The organism is Ensifer sp. Root954 (assembly GCF_001429005.1).
In the GTDB taxonomy this organism is placed as follows: Bacteria; Pseudomonadota; Alphaproteobacteria; order Rhizobiales; family Rhizobiaceae; genus Ensifer; species Ensifer adhaerens.
Genome location: NZ_LMJM01000045.1, coordinates 222,314 through 241,780 on the forward strand (window position 1 = coordinate 222,314; position 19,467 = coordinate 241,780).

The 19,467-nt window shown below is 62.5% G+C and carries 20 protein-coding genes; 11 read left to right on the forward strand and 9 right to left on the reverse strand.

Annotation, left to right across the window (positions count from 1 at the left end):
* Nucleotides 1-174: 174 nt before the first annotated feature.
* Nucleotides 175-1,071: a LysR family transcriptional regulator gene (locus ASE71_RS26115; RefSeq protein ID WP_060521125.1), complete on the reverse strand. Its 897-nt coding sequence runs from the start codon at nt 1,069-1,071 to the stop codon at nt 175-177.
* A gap of 116 nt (nt 1,072-1,187) precedes the next feature.
* On the opposite strand from ASE71_RS26115, the gene ASE71_RS26120 reads away from it, so the two are divergent.
* On the forward strand, nt 1,188-2,174 hold the full coding sequence (locus tag ASE71_RS26120) for a cyclase family protein (RefSeq protein ID WP_060521126.1): 987 nt from the start codon (nt 1,188-1,190) through the stop codon (nt 2,172-2,174).
* 190 nt (nt 2,175-2,364) lie between these two features.
* Nucleotides 2,365-2,976 (forward strand): NUDIX domain-containing protein, encoded by a 612-nt coding sequence (locus tag ASE71_RS26125; RefSeq protein ID WP_060521127.1) that lies wholly within the window; start codon nt 2,365-2,367, stop codon nt 2,974-2,976.
* Between the two features lie 77 nt (nt 2,977-3,053).
* Here the strand turns inward: ASE71_RS26125 and ilvD are convergent, their stop codons facing one another.
* On the reverse strand, nt 3,054-4,724 hold the full coding sequence (gene ilvD / locus ASE71_RS26130; protein WP_060521128.1) for a dihydroxy-acid dehydratase: 1,671 nt from the start codon (nt 4,722-4,724) through the stop codon (nt 3,054-3,056).
* A 113-nt stretch (nt 4,725-4,837) separates the two neighbouring features.
* Between ilvD and ASE71_RS26135 the strand changes: the two genes are divergently transcribed.
* Nucleotides 4,838-5,761 (forward strand): LysR family transcriptional regulator, encoded by a 924-nt coding sequence (locus ASE71_RS26135; protein ID WP_060521129.1) that lies wholly within the window; start codon nt 4,838-4,840, stop codon nt 5,759-5,761.
* A 68-nt stretch (nt 5,762-5,829) separates the two neighbouring features.
* Here the strand turns inward: ASE71_RS26135 and ubiV are convergent, their stop codons facing one another.
* Genes ubiV through ubiT form a run of 3 tightly spaced genes read right to left on the reverse strand, consistent with a single transcriptional unit; the run spans nt 5,830 to nt 8,250 of the window.
* Nucleotides 5,830-6,756: a ubiquinone anaerobic biosynthesis protein UbiV gene (gene ubiV / locus ASE71_RS26140; protein WP_034790621.1), complete on the reverse strand. Its 927-nt coding sequence runs from the start codon at nt 6,754-6,756 to the stop codon at nt 5,830-5,832.
* A 7-nt stretch (nt 6,757-6,763) separates the two neighbouring features.
* Nucleotides 6,764-7,741: a ubiquinone anaerobic biosynthesis protein UbiU gene (gene ubiU, locus ASE71_RS26145; RefSeq protein ID WP_034790618.1), complete on the reverse strand. Its 978-nt coding sequence runs from the start codon at nt 7,739-7,741 to the stop codon at nt 6,764-6,766.
* A complete protein-coding gene (ubiT, locus tag ASE71_RS26150; protein ID WP_060521130.1) occupies nt 7,732-8,250 on the reverse strand; it encodes a ubiquinone anaerobic biosynthesis accessory factor UbiT in 519 nt (172 codons plus the stop codon). The genes ubiU and ubiT overlap by 10 nt, the downstream gene beginning before the upstream one ends.
* 115 nt (nt 8,251-8,365) lie before the next feature.
* On the opposite strand from ubiT, the gene ASE71_RS26155 reads away from it, so the two are divergent.
* Both ASE71_RS26155 and ASE71_RS26160 read left to right on the forward strand, forming a co-directional pair.
* The gene (locus ASE71_RS26155; protein WP_060521131.1) at nt 8,366-9,877 is read left to right on the forward strand and encodes a UbiD family decarboxylase; all 1,512 of its coding nucleotides are present in this window, start codon (nt 8,366-8,368) and stop codon (nt 9,875-9,877) included.
* Entirely contained in the window at nt 9,874-10,464 is a 591-nt protein-coding gene (locus ASE71_RS26160) for a UbiX family flavin prenyltransferase (RefSeq protein WP_060521132.1), read from the forward strand. The genes ASE71_RS26155 and ASE71_RS26160 overlap by 4 nt, the downstream gene beginning before the upstream one ends.
* Before the next feature lies 1 nt (nt 10,465).
* On the opposite strand, the gene ASE71_RS26165 is transcribed toward ASE71_RS26160, so the two are convergent.
* The 3 genes from ASE71_RS26165 to ASE71_RS36560 form a co-directional block, all read right to left on the reverse strand.
* Nucleotides 10,466-11,155, reverse strand: a complete 690-nt coding sequence (locus tag ASE71_RS26165) for an NnrU family protein (protein WP_060521323.1) — start codon at nt 11,153-11,155, stop codon at nt 10,466-10,468.
* Between the two features lie 10 nt (nt 11,156-11,165).
* Nucleotides 11,166-11,594 (reverse strand): hemerythrin domain-containing protein, encoded by a 429-nt coding sequence (locus ASE71_RS26170; RefSeq protein WP_051659203.1) that lies wholly within the window; start codon nt 11,592-11,594, stop codon nt 11,166-11,168.
* Between the two features lie 78 nt (nt 11,595-11,672).
* Nucleotides 11,673-11,828, reverse strand: a complete 156-nt coding sequence (locus tag ASE71_RS36560) for a hypothetical protein (protein ID WP_089044838.1) — start codon at nt 11,826-11,828, stop codon at nt 11,673-11,675.
* A 122-nt stretch (nt 11,829-11,950) separates the two neighbouring features.
* Between ASE71_RS36560 and ASE71_RS26175 the strand changes: the two genes are divergently transcribed.
* From ASE71_RS26175 to ASE71_RS26200, 6 genes are all read left to right on the forward strand, one after another.
* Nucleotides 11,951-12,508 (forward strand): cytochrome c oxidase subunit 3, encoded by a 558-nt coding sequence (locus ASE71_RS26175; protein ID WP_113544623.1) that lies wholly within the window; start codon nt 11,951-11,953, stop codon nt 12,506-12,508.
* A 5-nt stretch (nt 12,509-12,513) separates the two neighbouring features.
* On the forward strand, nt 12,514-12,792 hold the full coding sequence (locus ASE71_RS26180; RefSeq protein ID WP_060521325.1) for a cytochrome C oxidase subunit IV family protein: 279 nt from the start codon (nt 12,514-12,516) through the stop codon (nt 12,790-12,792).
* A 158-nt stretch (nt 12,793-12,950) separates the two neighbouring features.
* Nucleotides 12,951-13,403 carry a c-type cytochrome gene (locus ASE71_RS26185; protein ID WP_060521133.1) on the forward strand — a complete coding sequence of 151 codons (453 nt, stop codon included), beginning with the start codon at nt 12,951-12,953 and terminating at the stop codon, nt 13,401-13,403.
* 24 nt (nt 13,404-13,427) lie between these two features.
* Entirely contained in the window at nt 13,428-14,774 is a 1,347-nt protein-coding gene (locus tag ASE71_RS26190) for a nitric-oxide reductase large subunit (protein WP_060521134.1), read from the forward strand.
* 65 nt (nt 14,775-14,839) lie between these two features.
* Nucleotides 14,840-15,652, forward strand: a complete 813-nt coding sequence (locus tag ASE71_RS26195; RefSeq protein WP_060521135.1) for a CbbQ/NirQ/NorQ/GpvN family protein — start codon at nt 14,840-14,842, stop codon at nt 15,650-15,652.
* Nucleotides 15,653-15,660: 8 nt separating this feature from the next.
* Nucleotides 15,661-17,562, forward strand: coding sequence for a nitric oxide reductase activation protein NorD (locus ASE71_RS26200; RefSeq protein WP_060521136.1), 1,902 nt, complete (start codon nt 15,661-15,663; stop codon nt 17,560-17,562).
* A gap of 469 nt (nt 17,563-18,031) precedes the next feature.
* On the opposite strand, the gene hemN is transcribed toward ASE71_RS26200, so the two are convergent.
* Nucleotides 18,032-19,384, reverse strand: coding sequence for an oxygen-independent coproporphyrinogen III oxidase (gene hemN, locus ASE71_RS26205; protein WP_060521137.1), 1,353 nt, complete (start codon nt 19,382-19,384; stop codon nt 18,032-18,034).
* Between the last annotated feature and the right edge of the window lie 83 nt (nt 19,385-19,467).

The following is a 19,467-nucleotide window of genomic DNA, read 5'->3' on the forward strand; positions in this document are numbered from 1 at the left end:
CGTTCCATAATCTGAGCTGTCACCCAGGTAACATGATTACGAGGCGTTCGGGATCGACGGCGCCCGCGCCATCTTCAGGTGGCCGAACATGACAGCTATCTGAATGCGGCTACCGGGACGCATATTCCGCGTGAACCTCACGACTCGGTTCTGAGGTATTGTCACGCCGAGCCCTTAAAGCCCGGCCTGTCGCATCTCGCTTGCCAGAAACTCGGTGAAGGCCTTCACCTTCGGCAGCAACAGCCGATTGGTAGGATAGACCGCGTAGATGCCGCGTTCGGCGAGCTTGTGACCAGGCAGCACCTGGCAGAGCTTGCCCTCGGCAAGCAACGGCGTGGCGATGAAGGAGGGCAACACGCCAATGCCGATGCCCGCCTGTATCATTTCGCTGAGCATCAGGCTGTTGTCGGCGACGAAACGCGCCGGCAGGTCGATCATGACGGCGCCGTCAGGCCCTTCCAGCCTCCAGCTGCCGGGCTGGTCGGCCAGGCGATAGGTGAGGCAATGGTGGCTCTTGAGATCGGCAACGGTCGCGGGCGTGCCATTGTCTGCGAGATAGGCCGGGGCGGCGCAGATGACTTGGCCAATGTCGCCGAGCCGCCGGGCGATCAGCGATGAATCCGTCAGAGCCGCACGCACCCGGATGGAAACGTCAAAGCCTTCCGAAACGACGTCGAGCACGTGGTCGTCGAGCGTCATGTCGACCTTCAATTGCGGATGAAGTGTCATGAAGCGCGCGAGCATCGGCGCAAGCACGGTCAATCCGAAGGAGAGAGGCGCATTGAGCCGGAGCCGGCCGTTGATCTCGCCTGCCTCGCCGGAGGTGGTGCGCTCCAGATGATCGAGCTCGTCGAGAAGCCGGCAGCATTCGGAAAAATAGGCGCGTCCGTTTTCCGACAGGCTCATGCGCCGGGTCGTGCGCACGATGAGCACGGCCCCGAGCCGTTCTTCCAGTTGCCGGACCTGCTTGCTGATCGACGCGTTCGACTGTCCGAGCTCCTCCGCCGCCTTGTTGAAGCTCTGAAGTTCGATGACGCGGCGGAACGAACGCATGGCGGCCAGCAGATCCATATTTTCTCCAGAGTAAATTATATTTTCAATTCATCGCTGATTATTCGCTACATTGCCAGCAATAAGGTGAGCCCAGCTTCCTGATATCGCGGGAAGACCAGAAGAAGGAGTTCATCATGTTCAACACCGCAGTCCTGGAGCGTGTCTTGATCGCTTCTCTTGTCGCCAGCCTCTTTGGCGGCACGGCCTTCGCGCAGGAGGTCGGCAAGAGCCCGTGGGGGCCGAAGGACGAGATCGGGCGCCTCAACCTCATCACGCCGGAATCCCGCGCCGCCATTTTGTCGCGGATCGAGGGGAGCAAGTCCTACGACCTCGCGGTCGAGTATTTCATCGGCATGCCCAGCTGGGAGGCAGCCGGGGACCCGCCCTACCAGATGTGGATGACGCACACGCCGAATGGCACTCTGGTCTCCGATCCGATGAAAGTCGGCAAGGAGATGAACGCCCATGTCAGCTACACCGGCTCGGCGGTTTCGATGTATGCGCATATGGGCACGCACATTGACGCGCTCAATCACTTCGGCCTGAACGGCAAGATCTGGAATGGCTATGCGGCCGCCGACCACCTTGGAGATCAGGGCTGGACGGTCACCGGCGCCGAAAAACTGCCGCCGATCGTCGCGCGCGGCGTGATGATCGACGTCGCGGCAGCCAAAGGCATGCAGATGCTGCCCGACAACTACCGGATCACGCGCAAGGATCTCGAAGACGCGCTGAAAAGCCAGGGCGTGACGCTGGCGGAGGGCGATGTCGCCTTGATCCGCACGGGTCGCATGCAGAACTACGAAGACAAGTCCGCCTATATGAGCAACCCTCCCGGCCTCAGCATCGACGCGGCAAAGTTCCTCGTCGAGGACGGCGGCGCCATGGTGGTGGGCGCAGATAACCTGAGCTTCGAAGCCTTCCCGGCCGAAACGGAAAACAACTACATTCCCGTTCACACCTACCTGCTCGCGCAGCAAGGCGCTCCGATCATCGAGCTCATCAATCTCGAACAACTGTCCAAGGACAGGGTCTACGAGTTCGCCTTCGTTGGTGCGTCGTTGAAGTTCCGTGGCGCCGACGCAGCTCCGATCCGGCCGGTCGCCTTCCCGTTGCGATAGGCGGATGCCGTTAGGCCATCGACTGACGCGAGTGCCGCGGGATTGCGCCCGCGGCACTCGCCGTTTCCGCAACAAACGCCGCCCGATATACCTGCCGCATGGCGACGTCCGTACACGAAAAATCTTGACATTGCACGAACGTGCACGAAATTACTGGACCGCATCACAACCATTATCAATGGAGGGCAGCATGAGCATTGCGCACCGAATTCAAGTGGAAGACGTCACTATTCTCTCGGATGATTGGTACGTCCTGAAGAAAACCACCTTTTCCTTTCTGCGCGGCGACGGGAGCTGGCAGCGGCAGTCACGGGAAACCTACGATCGCGGCAACGGCGCGACGATCCTGCTCTACGATCTGGTCCGCCGCACCGTGATCCTGACCCGACAGTTTCGCTACCCAGCCTTCGTCAACGGCCATGATGACCTGCTCGTCGAGGCGCCAGCGGGACTGCTCGACAACGCCGAACCGGAAGCGCGCATCCGCGCGGAAACGGAGGAGGAGACGGGCTTTCGCGTGCGCGACGTGCGACAGGTGTTCGACGCCTTCATGAGCCCAGGCTCGGTGACCGAGCGCCTGCATTTCTTCGTTGGCGAGTACCAGCCCGGCGACCGCACATCCCAAGGCGGCGGTAACGAAGACGAAGGCGAGGATATCGCAGTTCTCGAACTTGGCATAGACGAGGCGCTTGCCATGATCCGCTCTGGCGCCATCCGCGATGGCAAGACGATCATGCTTCTGCAGTACGCCGCCTTGAACCTGTTCTCCAACCGAGTACCGGTCGGCGGCGTTGCAGATTGAGGCTGCGGCGTCCAACCGCCTCTGGGTCGGCGTCGATAACCCGGTTTTCCGACGGCTGTCGAAAATGCTCCGCGACGTCAGCCGGTGACCGCACCTTCGCTGGCCGGGCGCACCAGGGCCGCATACTTTGCCAGCACGCCGCGCCGATAACGCGGCGCAGGCTGGCGCCACAACGCCCGCCGTCGGGCGATCTCGTCTACCGGCAGGTTAAGCTGCAGGAGCCGCTTGCCAGCGTCGATTGTGATCTGGTCACCATCCTCGACGAGGGCGATCGTTCCGCCTTCGAACGCTTCCGGGGAGACATGGCCGACGACCATGCCCCATGTGCCACCGGAAAACCGCCCGTCGGTGACAAGGCCGACGCTCTCGCCGAGACCGCGCCCGATGATCGCCGATGTGGGAGCGAGCATTTCCGGCATGCCCGGTCCGCCCTTCGGGCCGAGATAACGAAGGACGAGGATATCACCTGGCCTTATTGTGTCGGAGAGAATGGCATCCATGGCGGACTGCTCGTCCTCAAAGACCCGCGCCGGACCGGTCATGACGGGGCGCTTGAGCCCGCTGATCTTCGCAACCGCCCCGCCTTCGGCGAGATTGCCATTGAGGATCGCGAGATGTCCTTCGCGATAAAGCGGTGCACTGAGCGGCCGGATGACCTCCTGCTCTGCGGTGGGCCTATCCGGCACGTGCGAGAGTTCCTCTCCGATTGTCCTGCCGGTTATCGTAAGACAATCACCGTAGAGCAGGCCCGCGTTCAACAAGAGTTTCAGTACCTGCGGCACGCCACCGGCCTTGTGAAGGTCGACGGCCATGTAGCGGCCGGACGGCTTCAGGTCGCAGATCACCGGAACCTGGCGACGCACGCGCTCGAAATCCTCCAACGTCCAGTCGACCTCAGCCGCATGCGCGATCGCCAGGTAGTGCAGCACGGCGTTCGTCGAGCCACCCGTCGCCATGACGAGTGTGACTGCGTTTTCAATCGATTGCCGCGTGACGATGTCGCGCGGCCTGATGCCCTTCTTCACGGCATCCACCAGGACGCGTGCCGATTCGACGGTGCTGTCGATCTTCTCCCGGTCGGGATTGGCCATGTTCGACGAGTAGAGCAGGGACATGCCCAGGGCTTCAAACGAGGAACTCATCGTGTTGGCCGTGTACATGCCGCCGCAGGATCCGGTCGTCGGACAGGCATTTCGCTCTATGCCTTCGAAATCCTCCGCGCTCATCTGGCCTGCCATGTAGGCGCCGACGGCCTCGAATGCCGAAACGACCGAGAGGCTCTGCCCCTTCCAGAGACCGGGCTTTATCGTGCCGCCATAGACATAGATGGCCGGGACATTGGCGCGGAGAATGCCGATCATGCCGCCCGGCATGTTCTTGTCGCAGCCGCCGAGCACCAGAACGCCGTCCATCCATTGACCCTGCACCGTCGTCTCGACGCAGTCAGCAATTACCTCACGCGAGACGAGGGAGTATTTCATGCCCTCTGTTCCCATGGACATGCCGTCCGAAATCGTCGGCGTCCCGAATATCTGTGGGTTAGCTCCAGCAGCCTTGATCGCGGTTACGGCCGCGTCCGCGAGTGGCTGCAGCCCGGCATTGCAGGGCGTGATCGTCGAGTGGCCATTGGCAATACCAATCATCGGCTTGGCGAAATCGGCCTTCTTGTATCCGAGCGCATAATACATTGCCCGGTTCGGCGAACGGGCGACGCCTTCTGTAATCTGTCTGGATCGTTGGTTGTGCATCTTGGCCTCCCGAATTGGCCTCCCGAAATCGAGACCAACCTACTGGCGCGCAAAAGAGTTGTGAAATATATTTCTGACGCCAATTTAGGTCTCTGAACATATTAATGAGCAACATGGACCTGAGACAGATTCGCCAGTTCGTGGCGGTTGCCGAGGAACTTCATTTCGGCCGCGCCGCCGAACGCCTCAACATGACGCAACCGCCGCTCAGTCAAGCGATCCAGGCGCTGGAAAGAGAACTCGGATTGCGGCTTTTCGATCGCACCAAACGCGAGGTGAAACTCACGCCCGTCGGCGAGCAATGGTTTGTGCATGCCCGACGCGTTCTGGCAGAGGCGACAGCGCTGCCTGATATCGCGAGAAAGCTTGCACGCGGCGAAATGGGGCTCCTGCGCCTGTCCTTCGTCAGTACTGTCGACTATAGCCTGCTGCCAGCAGCCGTCGGTCGCTTTCGGGCTGCCTATCCAAACGTCGAGCTCTCTCTGCGCGAAGCGACAAGCGACGTGCAGATCGATGCCCTGCTAAGGAGCGAAGTCGATGTCGGCATCGTCATCGCTCCGCCATCCAGTTCGCTGAGCCAAACCCTGAGCTATCGCCCGATCCTTCGCGAACCGCTGATTGCCGCGGTCCCGTCATCCTGGATAGACGAAGGGCGCGACGGCTTCTGCGAGGGGATACTCCAACCTGCCGCGTTCTTCGCCGCGCCACTGATCCTCTTTCCACGGCGGTCCGCGCCGATCTTTCACGACCTTGTTTCGGGCTACTTCGCCGAGCATCGCTCAGCCTTCTCCGTCTTCCAGGAGGCTATACAGATGCAGACGATCATCGGACTGGTAGGCTCCGGGATGGGTGTCGCACTGGTTCCGCAGTCCATGACCAGGCTGCAGCGAGACGGGGTGACCTATCTGCCGCTTTCCGGGCGCGTCCCGACAGTTGAAACTGGCTTGCTTTGGCGCACCAATGATCGGAACGCGGCATGCGCAAACTTTCTCGCTGTCGCCAATGCGTCGGTTCATCAGCCTGCGCAAGCGCTGTAACCGACAGGTGGATCCTGCGAAGGACGCAATTCGCAAATGCGAGGCGATGTATGCGCCTCCTCACCTCGCTAACTTGCTTCGGCGGATATCCATGCCGCTCCTGTCTGACCGTGGTGGAAACCATTCGAAAACGGCCTGTTTGGGTAAACGCCGCCAAGATCCGCCTGTGCTTCACGTGGTGAGCATCGCCCGGCGATGACATCGTCGAAGATGCGGGCCACGGCCGCCATGTCGCAATCCTGCGGCGACAGCCGAATGCGGGAAACGCCGGCGGCGGCAAGCTCCGGCAGTTCCTGGATCAGCGCCTGGCAGGTGTGCGACATGGTCTGTACGCCGTTCAGCGCCAGAAAAGCCTGGCTGTCGAGGGTCTCGACGGTCAGGCCGTCAGGGTCTTCGCCGCAGATGAACTGGCAATTGTCCTTGATCAGCCCCTTGGAGCGGGCATGGGCGCAACGCGCCGAAATCGCGAGCGGTACGCGGCCGAACGCGAAGACCTCGAAGGCGACCCCCGGACTTTCCTCGATAATGCCGCGCACCGACGTCATCGGCAGTTCTGGCGGCAGACAGATGCTCATCGCGCCCCTCGAGGCCAAGAGCCGGGCAGTCGCGCCGTTATAGACGTTGACCAGCGGCCCGATAGAATGCGGCTTGCCGGCAAGCAGGTGCAGCGCGGATAGGTCATTGACCTCGATCGGATGGGCGCTGTCACGCACCAGCCCGCGCACCAACTGGCTTTCACGTTCCAGCGTCACCAGCGCGAGCGAGGCGAGGCTCACCTGCTTGCCGGCATTCTCCAGCCGTTCGATGACCTCGCCGACATGGGGCTCGATGAAATGCAGCCGCTTCGAGCAGACGGCCTCGCCGATCGTGACGTGGGCGATCGGCGCTTCGTCGGCAATGCGGAAATAAAAATCGCGCCATTTGGGGCCATCCCAGAGATAGTAGACCGGGCCGAGGCTCAGGACGGGCTTGGATGGGCTTGTTGATATGGTCATGGGCCGATTACCTCCAGCGCTTTTCGTAGGCGCCTGTTGTCGTCTTCTGGCCTTCGCTGAGCGCCTTCAGCCGCGACACCAATGCGGGCCGCTCGGTGGCGCTGGCGGTCAGTGCCCGCCGCATCACTGACACGACCTCGGCGACATAGGCTTTGCCGCGCTGCCGGCCCTCGATCTTCAGCGCGCTGACGCCGGCGCTGCGCAGGGCATCGATATGGTCCATGACGTCGAGTGAAACCGGGTCCTCGAAGGCGTAGCCGCGGTCCTCCGCAATGTCGAAGCGCCCCTTGCAGAGCGTCGGATAGCCAGCGGCTTCGCCCGCCGGGAAGCGGTTGATAGTGTAATCGCCGAGCTCGGACACCAACTCGCGTCCGTCCTGGCGATAGCGCACGTGGCTTGCGGGCGAGCAGACACCGTTCATGTTGGGCGACTTGCCGGTGGCGTAGGAAGAAAGCGAACAGCGCCCCTCGGCCATGACACAGAGGCCGCCGAAGGCAAAGACCTCGATCTCGCAATCGATCTGTTTGGCAAGGCGAGCGATGTCGGCGATCGTCAGGGTCCGCGGCAACACAACGCGTTTTGCCGCGAAGGTCTCGACGAGGAAGCGCACGGCGTCGGCATTCGAGGCCGAGGCTTGCACGGAAACGTGCAGCCGCTGCTGCGGATGGCGTTCGACCGTATAAGCCATCAGGCCGAAATCCGCGAGGATGACGGCATCGGCACCAAGTGCCACGGCGTCATCCACCGCCTGATGCCAGAGCGTCTCCTGGCCGGCGCGCATGAAGGTGTTGATCGCAACGAAGGTCATCACCCTGCGCTGCTTGGCATAGGCAATTGCCGTTCGGAGTTCGTCGCGCGAGAAGTTCAAGCCCGGAAAATTGCGGGCGTTCGTCTCGTCGCGAAAGCCGCAATAGACCGCGTCGGCGCCGGCATCGACGGCTTCGCGGAACGCAGCTGGCGTGCCGGCGGGGCAGATCAGTTCCATTGGGGAGCCTCCTCCTTGAGAACGCGGCCAAGCGCCCGTTCGCGGATCTGTTCTCCCGCGCGGCGCACGAGCGGGGCCAGCGGTCCGGCCATGTCAGCGAGATCGCTTGGAAGGTCGATCTCGCAATCGTCGAGTGCGTTGCGCAGCGCCAGCATCGCCTCCATGTCGCCGCTGACGGCAAGATCGCGCGAAAAGAACACGGCGTCGCCGTCGATGCGGCCCTCGAGCAGCGCCAAGAGCAGTACGAGCTCACCTTCCATGCAGGCATCGGAAACCGGCGCACGCTCCTTGCGATGTACGGAGATGCGCGGCACGGCCGGTTCGACAAGGAAGCTGATCGGCAGGTCAGACGGCTGGAAGGCGTAGCGCTTGGCTGCATGATCCGCGAGACGGTCGAAGAGGCCCGGATGGCTCGCGATCACATGGGCAAAGACGCGCTGCACCACGCTTTCGATGGCGACGATGGGAACGAAGCTAAGGGGGGCGGTGATCGCGAGCGGAAGTGTCATTTGCTACCTGTGGAGCGTCGGAATCGAACGATGCGGCGCATGCTAGTCGCCTGCTGCCGGTCGTTGTTTGCGCCACGTCAAAGACAAGGGCCATTCGCCGCCACAAACAGGCTCCATGAACAGGACCTTTCGCCCGTCAAAGGGCTTTGCAACGCTTCAGGATTTTATCGACGTGCTCGAGCGCGAAGGCGATTTGAAGCGGATTTCGCGACCGGTTTCGCTGGTGCATGAGGTGACCGAAATCCACCGCCGCGTGCTTGCCGCCGACGGGCCGGCGCTTCTCTTCGAGCGGCCGGTCGATGCGACAGGCACCGCACAACCGATCCCGCTTCTGACCAATCTCTTCGGGTCGGAACGCCGGATCGAGCGTGGTTTCGGCCTGGCGCCGGGCGGGCTCGATGCGCTTGCGGGTGAACTTGCGGAGCTGCGCGATCCGAGAGCGCCGCAGTCGCTGCGCGACGCCTGGGATCGGCTGCCTCTGCTCCGATCGGCGATGTATATGCGGCCACGAAAGGTAACGCGTGCGCTGTGTCAGGAGGTCGTCTGGCGCGATCAGGAAATCGACCTTGGGCGCCTGCCGGTTCAATGGTGCTGGCCGGGCGAGCCGGCGCCGCTGATTACCTGGCCACTGGTGATCACGCGCGCGCCGGATGATCCGTTCGATGTCAATGTCGGGATCTATCGCATGCAAGTGCTGGGGCCCGATCGCGCCATCGTGCGCTGGCTCGCCCACCGCGGCGGCGCCCGCCACCATCGTCTCTGGCAACGCCTGGGTCAGGACATGCCGATCGCGGTCGTCATCGGTGCCGACCCAGCGACGATCCTTTCTGCGGTCATGCCGCTGCCGGACGGACTGAGCGAGCTGAATTTCTCAGGCCTGCTTCGGCGCGGCAGGACGCAACTCGTGAAGGCGAAGACCGTGCCACTTTCAGTGCCGGCCAATGCGGAGATCGTGATCGAGGGTACGGTCTCGGCGAGCGAGACCGCGGAGGAGGGCCCCTATGGCGACCATACCGGCTATTATAATTCGGTGGAGCCGTTCCCGGTCATGCGTCTGTCGGCGATCACCATGCGTCGGAATCCGCTCTATCTTTCCACCTATACCGGCCGACCGCCGGACGAGCCTTCGCGGCTCGGAGAGGCGATGAACAGGCTGTTCGTGCCACTGGTTCGCAAGCAGTTTCCGGAGATATCCGATCTCTGGTTGCCGCCGGAGGCCTGCTCCTACAGAGCCATGGTCGTCGCGATCGACAAGCGTTATCCCGGTCAGGCCAAGCGCGTGATGATGGGGCTTTGGTCTGTCTTGCCGCAGTTCAGCTACACCAAGCTGATCATCGCCGTCGACCCGGATATCGACGTGCGCAACTGGTCCGACGTAATGTGGGCTCTTGCGACCCGCTTCGATGCCAGCCGTGACGTGACCGTGATCGAAGGCACGCCGATTGACTATCTCGACTTCGCGTCGCCGCGCTCCGGCCTCGGTGGCAAGCTCGGGCTCGACGCCACCAACAAGATTGGCACTGAGACCGACCGTGAATGGGGGCGGGTGCTCGAAATGTCGCCGGAGGTCGTGGGTCAGGTCGATGCGATCTGGGCCGGTCTCGGGCTTGGAGGGCTGACCCGATGATCAGGTTGAAGATCGTCCTCGGTGTCACCGGGGCTTCGGGTGCTGCGATTGCGGTACGCATCGCGGAGCGGCTCAGCGAAATCGAAAGCGTCGAGCTGCATCTGGTTCTGTCGCCGGCGGCGCACCGCACGCTCGCGCATGAGGTCGGCGCAGACGCTTTTCCATCCCTGCTGCGTCTGGCCGCGCGGACCTATGACCACGCCGATATCGGCGCGGCGATTGCGAGCGGATCGTTTTCGACGGCCGGCATGATCGTCGCGCCGTGCTCCATGCGCTCACTTGCGGCGATCTCTGCCGGCATGGCCGATAACCTCGTGGTACGTGCAGCCGACGTGCATCTGAAGGAGCGGCGCAGGCTGGTGCTGATGGCACGCGAGACACCGCTGCATCTCGGTCACCTGCGCAATATGTGCGCCGTCACGGAAATGGGAGCGATTATCATGCCGCCGGTGCCGGCCTTCTATCATCGGCCTGAGAGCGTCGCGGCCATCGTCGACCATCTGGCGGCCCGAGCGATCGACCTGCTGGCACTGCCGATCACCCCGCAGGCTATGGCTTGGCAGGGCGAGGACCAAAAATCATCGTGATCTAGAAGACGGTGGCCTGAAGCAGCGGATCGGCGCCGAACAGGACCTCGTGACCGCCAAGCAGTAGCCACACGGCAATCGCGACGGTGGCAAAGGCGGCGATGATCATCACGGGATCGGCGCGCAAACGGGTTTCGCCTCGGATAATGGCCGCAAAAGGCCAGACTGACGTGCCCTTCGAGGCCGTTTGCCAGCCGTCACCCAAACGCCGGCGGGCACGCTTTTCAAGCATGAAGAAGCCACCGGCGGAAAACAGTGCGAAACCGCCGAAAAGCACCAGCGCGCGCAAGTCGCCATTGGGCACGATGTGACCGGCGGCCCAGAACAGGAAGCCCCAGAGCACCGGGTGACGGGTGATCGTTACGATGGCGCCGGGCCGCTCGTTTCCCTGATAGATGGAGATCGACAACGCGTTTTCGCTGAAGAGGCCAGCCAGCACGAGAAAGATGCCGAGTGGCGCCAGCACGAAGGTTACCCAGGCCTGCCAGGCTGACGGTTCCCAGAGTGGGATGAAATCGAGCTGAAGGGCCGCGTGAAAGACGAAGCCGAGAGCGAGCACTGATAGAAGCGAATAGACCGCGAAATAGGTCGAGCGACCGAGCCGGTTGATCAGGCCCTGGCGTAACGCCGGCCAGGCCGGCACCAGATGGAGCAGCAGGAAGACGGCGAAGGCGAGGAGAAAATAGGTCATATCGGTTGTCTCACGCATGGCGCCAGAGAAGCAGGCGCTCCGTTGCGACATGGCGGCGAACAGTTTCGAAGAAGCCCCGCAGCATGTAGCCGATCGCATCCCAGCTGAGCGATGGCCTGTTGTCGAGAACCGCCTTCAGCACACGTACCAGCTCGACGGCTGCCCGATCGTCCTGGTCATGCTCGGCGCGCAGCCGTGCGATCAAGGCGTAACGGCCGTCGTCTGCCCGCTGAATTTCGACTGCTGGAAACAGGATCATTTCCTCCAGCGCGTGGACGCGCCTGAGCTTTTCCGGCAGCTCCGTCAGGATCACGCGGCAGCTCGTCAGGTCGATGCGGCGCGGGATGGAATCGGCCAGCGTCTCGAGGCGATCACACAGGGATAAAAGCTCGCGGTAAGCCTGCCCCAGCTCGTGATGTTCTGAAAATTGCTGCTGCATCGATCTGCTCCGTTGAGTGTTGGTTCGAACTACACCCGACGGCAATGATCCTCTTTGACATTTCTCAAAGTCTGCAGATCAGCGATCGAGAAACAGAACGATGGCGATCGCAACGGAGGAGAGGATCGCCGACAGCGTCGCGCCGCGCTGAAGCACGCCCATGCGATAGAGCACGAGGGCGAAGACGATGATGATGGGGGTGGCGACGGAAAGGCCGATCTGTGCGTCTGTCATCGGAAGGCTCCTTTGTTGTCAGCCAATAGCCCCGCCCCCTGCCGGCTTCTTTGCTCAATCGCAAAGACAGGGTGCGCGCTCGCGCCTAGCTCGAACGATGTTTTTTGAACGGAGGCGCTGACATGGATGCCCGCAGTCATCCGATTGCCGCAACGGTGGAAGAGGATACGACGGACGCCTTGCTGCTCTGGGTGCTCGTCTGGAGTGAACTTGCCGCGTTCGGTATTCTGCTTGTCGGCTTCCTGATTGTGGGTCTTCTCCAGCCGGACGCGTTTGCCGCCGCCCGCTCGCATCTCGATCCGCTGCTTGCCGGCATCAACACGCTTGTTCTTTTGACAAGCGGCTGGCAGGCGGCCTTGGCGGCGAGGCCGAGTGCATCGCTTAAGCAGCGTCGGCGGGCGCTGGTGAATGCAGCACTTTTCGGCTTCGCCTTTGTGGGGATCAAGCTCTTCGAATATAGCGCCGAGGCCGGCGTTGCCGGCGATCCTCAGTTCGGCTCCTTCTTCGAGCTCTATTTTCTCGTCACGGGCTTCCATCTGCTGCACGTCGTCTTCGGTGCCTTCGTGCTCATCATCGTTGCCTGGCGACCGAAACCCGGCAATGTCGAGCTGATCACCACGCTCTGGCACGTGATCGATCTGGTCTGGATCGTGATGTTCCCGCTCGTCTATCTCGTGTGAGTGCCATGACCGATCGCAATCCCAGACAATTGTTCAAGACCTGGCTGGTGCTTGCCGTAGCCGTGATGTCGGGCATGGCGCTGATGGCGGTCGCCGGGCCGGCCACCCTCGTCATCGTCGTGTTGCTCGGGCTCGCCATAGTCAAAAGCCGGTTCGTCGCGCTCGATTTCATGGGGCTCCGGCAGGCGCCGTCGGCCCTTCGTCTTGGCCTTTTGATCTGGCCCGCAGCACTCGTCCTCGTCGCTGCAGCGAAGCTGGTCCTGAGCACTGCTTTCATCAGCTGAGGCTAGCCGCGGACTTGTTTGCCGAAACGCAAAGAAGCCGCCGCCGATTTCCCTAGACATGAGGTCGCCCCGATTGTTGCCGGCTGCGCCGCACGGGGAGGGGATCAGATCAGCCGGCCGCACTCTCAGCGGCCAACTGAAATCGAAAGGACGACGTGATGGCAGAACGCCTCACCAAAACCGGGGCCCGTAACGTCTTTTACGGCGGGTCCTTCTTTTTCTTCGCAATCTTCGTCGGGCTGACCGCCCACAGCCACTACTACATGCGGACGACTTCGACGGATGAGTCGACGCTGACCGATGCGGTCGCCCGCGGCAAACACGTCTGGGAAAAGAACTCCTGTATCAACTGCCACACACTTCTCGGCGAGGGCGCCTATTTCGCGCCCGAGCTCGGCAACGTCTGGAAGCGATTCGGCGGCGAGGCCGATCCGGATGGCGCCCGCGATACGCTTAAGGCCTGGATGGCTGCCCAGCCGACCGGCATCGAGGGACGGCGGCAGATGCCGCAGTTCAATCTCACCGAACAGGAACTCAACGACCTCGCCGACTTCCTCGAATGGACGAGCCGCATAAAGACCCAGAACTGGCCGCCGAACGAGGCAGGTTAAGCGAACCGAGTGGAGTGTGACACCATGAAATACCAAACCCAAAAGGTCGCGATGCTCTATTTCTACGGAGCGCTTGGCCTGTTTCTCGCCCAGGTGCTGTTCGGCGTGCTTGCCGGCACCATCTACGTCCTGCCCAACACGCTCTCCGAGCTGCTGCCCTTCAACATCGTGCGCATGGTCCACACCAACGCGCTGATCGTCTGGCTGCTCATGGGCTTCATGGGCGCGACCTACTACCTGCTGCCGGAAGAGGCAGAAACTGAGCTCTACAGCACGAAGATCGCCATCGCGCAGTTCTGGATCTTCCTGATCGCCGCGGCCATTGCCGTCGTCGGCTACCTCATGCACATCCACGAGGGGCGTGAGTTCCTCGAGCAGCCCTTCGCGATCAAGGTCGGCATCGTCATCGTCGCGCTGATGTTCCTCTACAACATCACGCTGACTGTGTTGAAAGGCCGCAAGACGACCGTCACCAACATCCTGATCTTCGGGCTTTGGGGTGTCGCGATCTTCTTCCTCTTCGCTTTCTACAATCCGATCAACCTGGCGCTCGACAAGATGTACTGGTGGTACGTCGTCCATCTCTGGGTCGAAGGCGTCTGGGAACTGATCATGGCATCGGTGCTCGCCTTCCTGATGATCAAGCTCAACGGCATCGACCGTGAGGTCGTCGAAAAGTGGCTCTATGTCATCGTCGGCCTGGCGCTCTTCTCCGGCATCCTCGGCACGGGCCACCACTACTACTGGATCGGCGCGCCGGGCTACTGGCAGTGGATCGGTTCGCTGTTCTCGACGCTGGAAGTGGCCCCCTTCTTCACCATGGTGGTCTTCACCTTCGTGATGACCTGGAAGGCCGGCCGCAAGCATCCGAATCGCGCAGCCCTCCTCTGGTCGATCGGCTGCTCGGTCATGGCCTTCTTCGGCGCCGGCGTCTGGGGCTTCCTGCACACGCTGTCTTCGGTGAACTACTATACCCACGGCACCCAGGTGACCGCAGCCCATGGACACCTCGCCTTCTTCGGCGCCTATGTGATGCTGAACCTCGCGGTCATGGCCTATGCCATCCCGGAGATCCGCGGCCGTGCGCCCTATAACCAGTGGCTGTCGATGGTGAGCTTCTGGATCATGTGCACCGCCATGTCGGTCATGACCTTCGCGCTGACCTTTGCCGGTGTTCTCCAGGCGCATCTGCAGCGCGTGCTCGGCGAAAGCTACATGGACGTCCAGGACCAGCTGGCACTGTTCTACTGGATCCGCCTCGGTTCCGGTGCCGTCGTCCTGATCTCGGCGCTGATGTTCATCTGGGCCGTTCTGGTGCCCGGGCGCGAGCGTAGCGAGAAGCTCGCCGGTATCGTCCAACCCGCTGAATAACTGCCCAGCCGGCGCGGTTCGCCGCGCCGGCATCTCCCCAAAAAATCCCAGCATGGAGACTTGCCATGAGCCCTGTCCAATCTGCCGTCAGTCGCGCGGCGCTCGATATCCCCGCCTATAGCCCCTCCGGCAATGAATGCGCGTTGTTCGAAAGCGCCTGGGTGCGCCAGCTGCCGCTGCTTCTGAAGGGACCGACAGGATGCGGCAAGACCCGCTTCGTCAGCCACATGGCAGCGAAGCTCGGCCTGCCGCTTTCGACCGTTTCCTGCCATGACGATCTGGCCGCCGCCGACCTTACCGGTCGCTATCTGCTCAAGGGTGGCGACACCGTCTGGGTCGACGGCCCCCTGACCCGGGCCGTGCGCAACGGTGGCGTCTGCTATCTCGACGAGATCGTGGAAGCCCGCAAGGACGTCGCCGTCGTCCTGCATCCACTGACCGACGATCGCCGCATGTTACCGCTTGAACGGACCGGCGAACTGCTCGAAGCACCGTCGAGCTTCATGCTGATCGTGTCCTACAATCCCGGCTACCAGAACCTTTTGAAGAGCCTGAAGCCGAGCACCCGTCAGCGCTTCGTGGCGATCGAGTTCGATTTCCTGCCGCGCAACGCGGAGATTTCAGTCGTTTCGCAAGAGAGCGGACTGCTGGAGAGCCAGGTGGCGCCGCTCGTCAACCTCGCGCAGCGCCTGCGCGCTCTGAAAGGGCATGATCTCGAAGAAGGCGTGTCGACCCGGCTGCTCGTCTATTGCGCCTCGCTGATTGATGCCGGAATGCCGGTGAAGGATGCGGTGCGGGCCGCGATGATCGAGCCTCTGACCGACGAACCGGATGTGCGCTCAGCACTTCTCGAAGTGGCCGGTTCTCTGATCGCCTGAGGTGAGCCATGCTTGATTTCCTCGAGCTCGAAGAAACCGTCGGACGAGCCTGGCACCGTTTCGTCGGCAACACCAGAACCTGGCGGCGTTATCCGGAGGAGGCGGTGAAGCTCGCCGACATGCTGCCGGTGCTCGGCGTTTGCTTTCGCGGACATGGCGGCGAGCCAGCGGTGCAGATCGTGCCCGCCCGCGGGCGCACGTCGACCCATCGCTTGCGGTGGCGGCAGCGCATGGGACTTGGCGAAGAGAAACTCGTCCAGCCGGCGCGCGACCACGCGTCCTTGATGCTGCCGGGCGAGATCGACATTTTTCCGACGAAAGACCTGAACCGGGATCTCTATCACTGGCTCGTCGCCTATATGGCGACGATGCCGGTCGACCCCGTCAGCGAGACCGATCCGCTCCGTCGTGACCTGGCGCTGATATCGCGCGCGCTGGAGACGGTCGAGGACGTCTTCCAACGGTTCCCAGGCCTTAGGCGGCGCTATCGGCGTCTGGCCGAGGCGACCCTTGCCGAGCGGAAGCGGGGCGCTCTGCCGTCGATCGAGCAGCATCTTGAAAACCGCATCCTGCGGCTGTTGCGCAGGGCCACAGGCGAGGCAGATACGACGCTGCCGGTGATCTTCCCACATCGTGCGCCGCCCGGCTACCTGCCGATGCTGCCGATGCCGCTATGGCCGGACACGCTGTTGCGGGGCGAAACCACGACCGTGCGTGACGAAGATGTGGCCGCGACAGCGGGCACGCAGAGTGAGGGTGTCGAGGTTGAGCGCCACGTGGCGGTGCGCGAAAACCCGGAGAACCGCAAGGGCGAACGCAGCCCGTTCATCCTCAATCGCTTCGAGAAGATCCTGGCCATGGCCGAGATGGTCAACGTCGACCGTCCCGGCGACGACAGCGACGACCACGACAGCAAGGCTGCCGAGGAACTGGACGACATGACGCTCGGCGAGCGCAAGGGACGGCCCTCGGCGCGATTCCGCTTCGATCTCGATCTGCCGCCGGAAGCCGTCGATCCGACGCCGCTGACGGCCGAGCTGACCTATCCCGAATGGAACTACCGGACCGGGCAGTACCTCAAGGACCATTGCCGCGTGCTGGCAATGCCGGCTTCCGCCCAGGAAGAGCGGAGCGAACTGACCGAGGAAAGCCGGAGCTTGATCCGCCGGGTGCGGCGCCAGTTCGAAGTGCTGCGCCCGCGGCACGAGATGCTGCGTGCACAACTTGACGGCGCCGATCTCGATCTCGACGCGGTCGTGCGTGCCCGCACCGATCTCGCCGCCGGCGGCCAGGGCAGCGACCGCATCCATCTGATGAGTCGGCCGCAGGTGCATGACCTGGCGGTGACGATCCTCGTCGACGTGTCGCTGTCGACCGATTCCTGGTCAGACAACCGGCGGGTGCTCGACGTGGAAAAAGAAGCTTTGCTCATCCTTGCGCACGGGCTGTCGGCCTGCGGCGACAACCACTCGATCCTTACCTTCACCTCAAGGCGGCGTGACTGGGTGCGGGTGGAAACCGTGAAGGCCTTCAACGAGGCTATGGGGCCGCTGGTCGAAGCGCGCATTGCCGCACTGAAACCCGGCTACTATACCCGCATCGGTGCTGCGATCCGGCATGCCTCGGCCGAGCTTCGTCGGCAGCCGAACCGCAAGAAGCTCTTGCTTGTTCTGACCGATGGCAAGCCCAACGATATCGATCACTACGAGGGGCGTTTTGCGCTCGAGGATAGCCGTCGCGCGGTCACGGAGGCACGGCGCAGCGGCATAAACACCTTCGCTGTCACGGTCGACCGGGAGGCGAAGTCCTACGTGCCCGCCATGTTCGGCCAGAACGGCTATTCCGTAGTCGGCAACATCTCGCGGCTGCCGGCGGCACTGCCGGCGATCTACCGCAATCTGGTGGGGTAGGGCGGTCCCCAAGTCGAGAGAGAAGCAAGAGGCCCTGCAACCGCCGGGCCTCTTTGATTCAACGGAAGCCGTATGCCCGCCGCGCGTGCGCCGTTTCGCGGCCATTCGGGACGGATTTGCCGATCCGCTCGCGGCTATTCTCGGGGGGAGGAGGCTGGGTCTCGATGCTCGGGAAAAGCCGGGCATGACGTGTTGGATGGGCAGTTTTGCCAAAGTGTATCGCTGAGCTGCCAGCGATGGCTGCCGGCGACAAGCTTGGAAACGGCTCGTTTTCAGGGAGCGCAGTTGCCCCAAACTTCGTCATCGTCACCCTTGAGGCGAGGATCCAAGGCGCATCCAAACGTATTTCGTGGCACAAAACAACGAAGTGCTCGGGTCGAGCATGACGTAAGAGACGGACGGCGCTTTGCCGGCGTGATTGCGCCGGGAATGCTTGGCAATAGCCAAACCTTCCCGGCGACCAGCGCCCTCAAGCCGCCTTGCTGTGCACCCTCTGGGACTCGTCGATATAGGCATCGAAGGCCGCCGCCACCGCGCGGATGACGAAGCGGTGCTCGGGACGCACAGTGATGACGCCATCAGCGATATCGATCACGCTATCCTTTCGCAGTTCGGCCAGTTTGCTATTGCCGTCGACGAACGATTGCCAGTCCCGGCCATGCGCTGCGGCGATTGCGGAAATATCCGCGCTGAAATCGCACATCAGCCGCTCGATGATCGCGGCGCGCAAACGGTCCTCGTCGGTCAGTCGGTAGCCCTTGGTGGTTGCGAGCCGTCCCGATGCGATGCGGCTTGCATAGACGCCGGGGGGCACCTCGTTCTGGACATAACCGTCGCGCGAGCGGCCGATTGCCGAGGCGCCGAAACCGATCAGCGTTTCGCAAGTGTCGGTCGTGTAGCCCTGGAAGTTGCGGCGGAGTTGCCCAGCCTCCTGGGCGGTGACGAGATCGTCGTCAGGAAGCGCAAAATGATCGAGGCCGATCTGGCGGTAGCCGGCTTTGACCAGCGCTTCGCTGATCGCCATCGCCTGTTCGGCGCGGGCGGCACTGTCGGGCAGCGCGTTCTCGTCGATCATACGCTGGTGCTTCTTGAAGCTCGGCACATGGGCGTAACCGAAAACCGCGAACCGTTCCGGCCGCATCGCGACGGCCGCTTCGACCGTCTCGACGCAGGAGCGCACCGTCTGATGCGGCAGGCCGTAGATCAGGTCGAAATTGATGCCACCGATGCCCGCGCCGCGCAGATGGTCGACGGCTTCGGCCGTCTGCTTTTCGCTCTGGATGCGGTTGATCGCCTTCTGCACGACGGGATCGAAGCTCTGTACGCCGAGGCTGGCACGCCTAACGCCGCCTTCGCCGAGTGCCTGGGCCATGGCAAGCGTCAGCCGGCGCGGATCGATCTCGACGGCGACATTGGCTGATGGTGACAGCGCGAAGCGCTCGCCCATCAACGTCATCAGCGCAAGGAATTCACGTGGCTCGATGATCGTCGGCGTGCCGCCGCCAAAATGTACCTCCGAGACCGGAAGCGGCCGGCCAATGGTATCGGCGACCATGCGGATCTCGTCTCGGAGCACATCGAGATAGTCGAGGATCGGATCGTCCTTCTTGGTGATCGTCGTGTGGCAGCCACAGTACCAGCACATGGAACGACAGAAGGGGATGTGCAGGTAGAGCGACACGTTCTGCCCCTCGGGGATCGCCTTCAGCCAGTCGCCGTAGGTGTGATCGTCGACATCAGCGGCAAAGCGCGGTGCGGTCGGGTAACTCGTGTAGCGCGGCAGGCGCATTTCACCGTATTTCAGGAGCGCGGAAGCTAACATTTCGTCCTCATCTGGGTGGCGATGGATACAGCTTTTGTAGGCCGCGCTGGCAGGCACCTCTTTGCGAAAAGTCAAGGACGGGG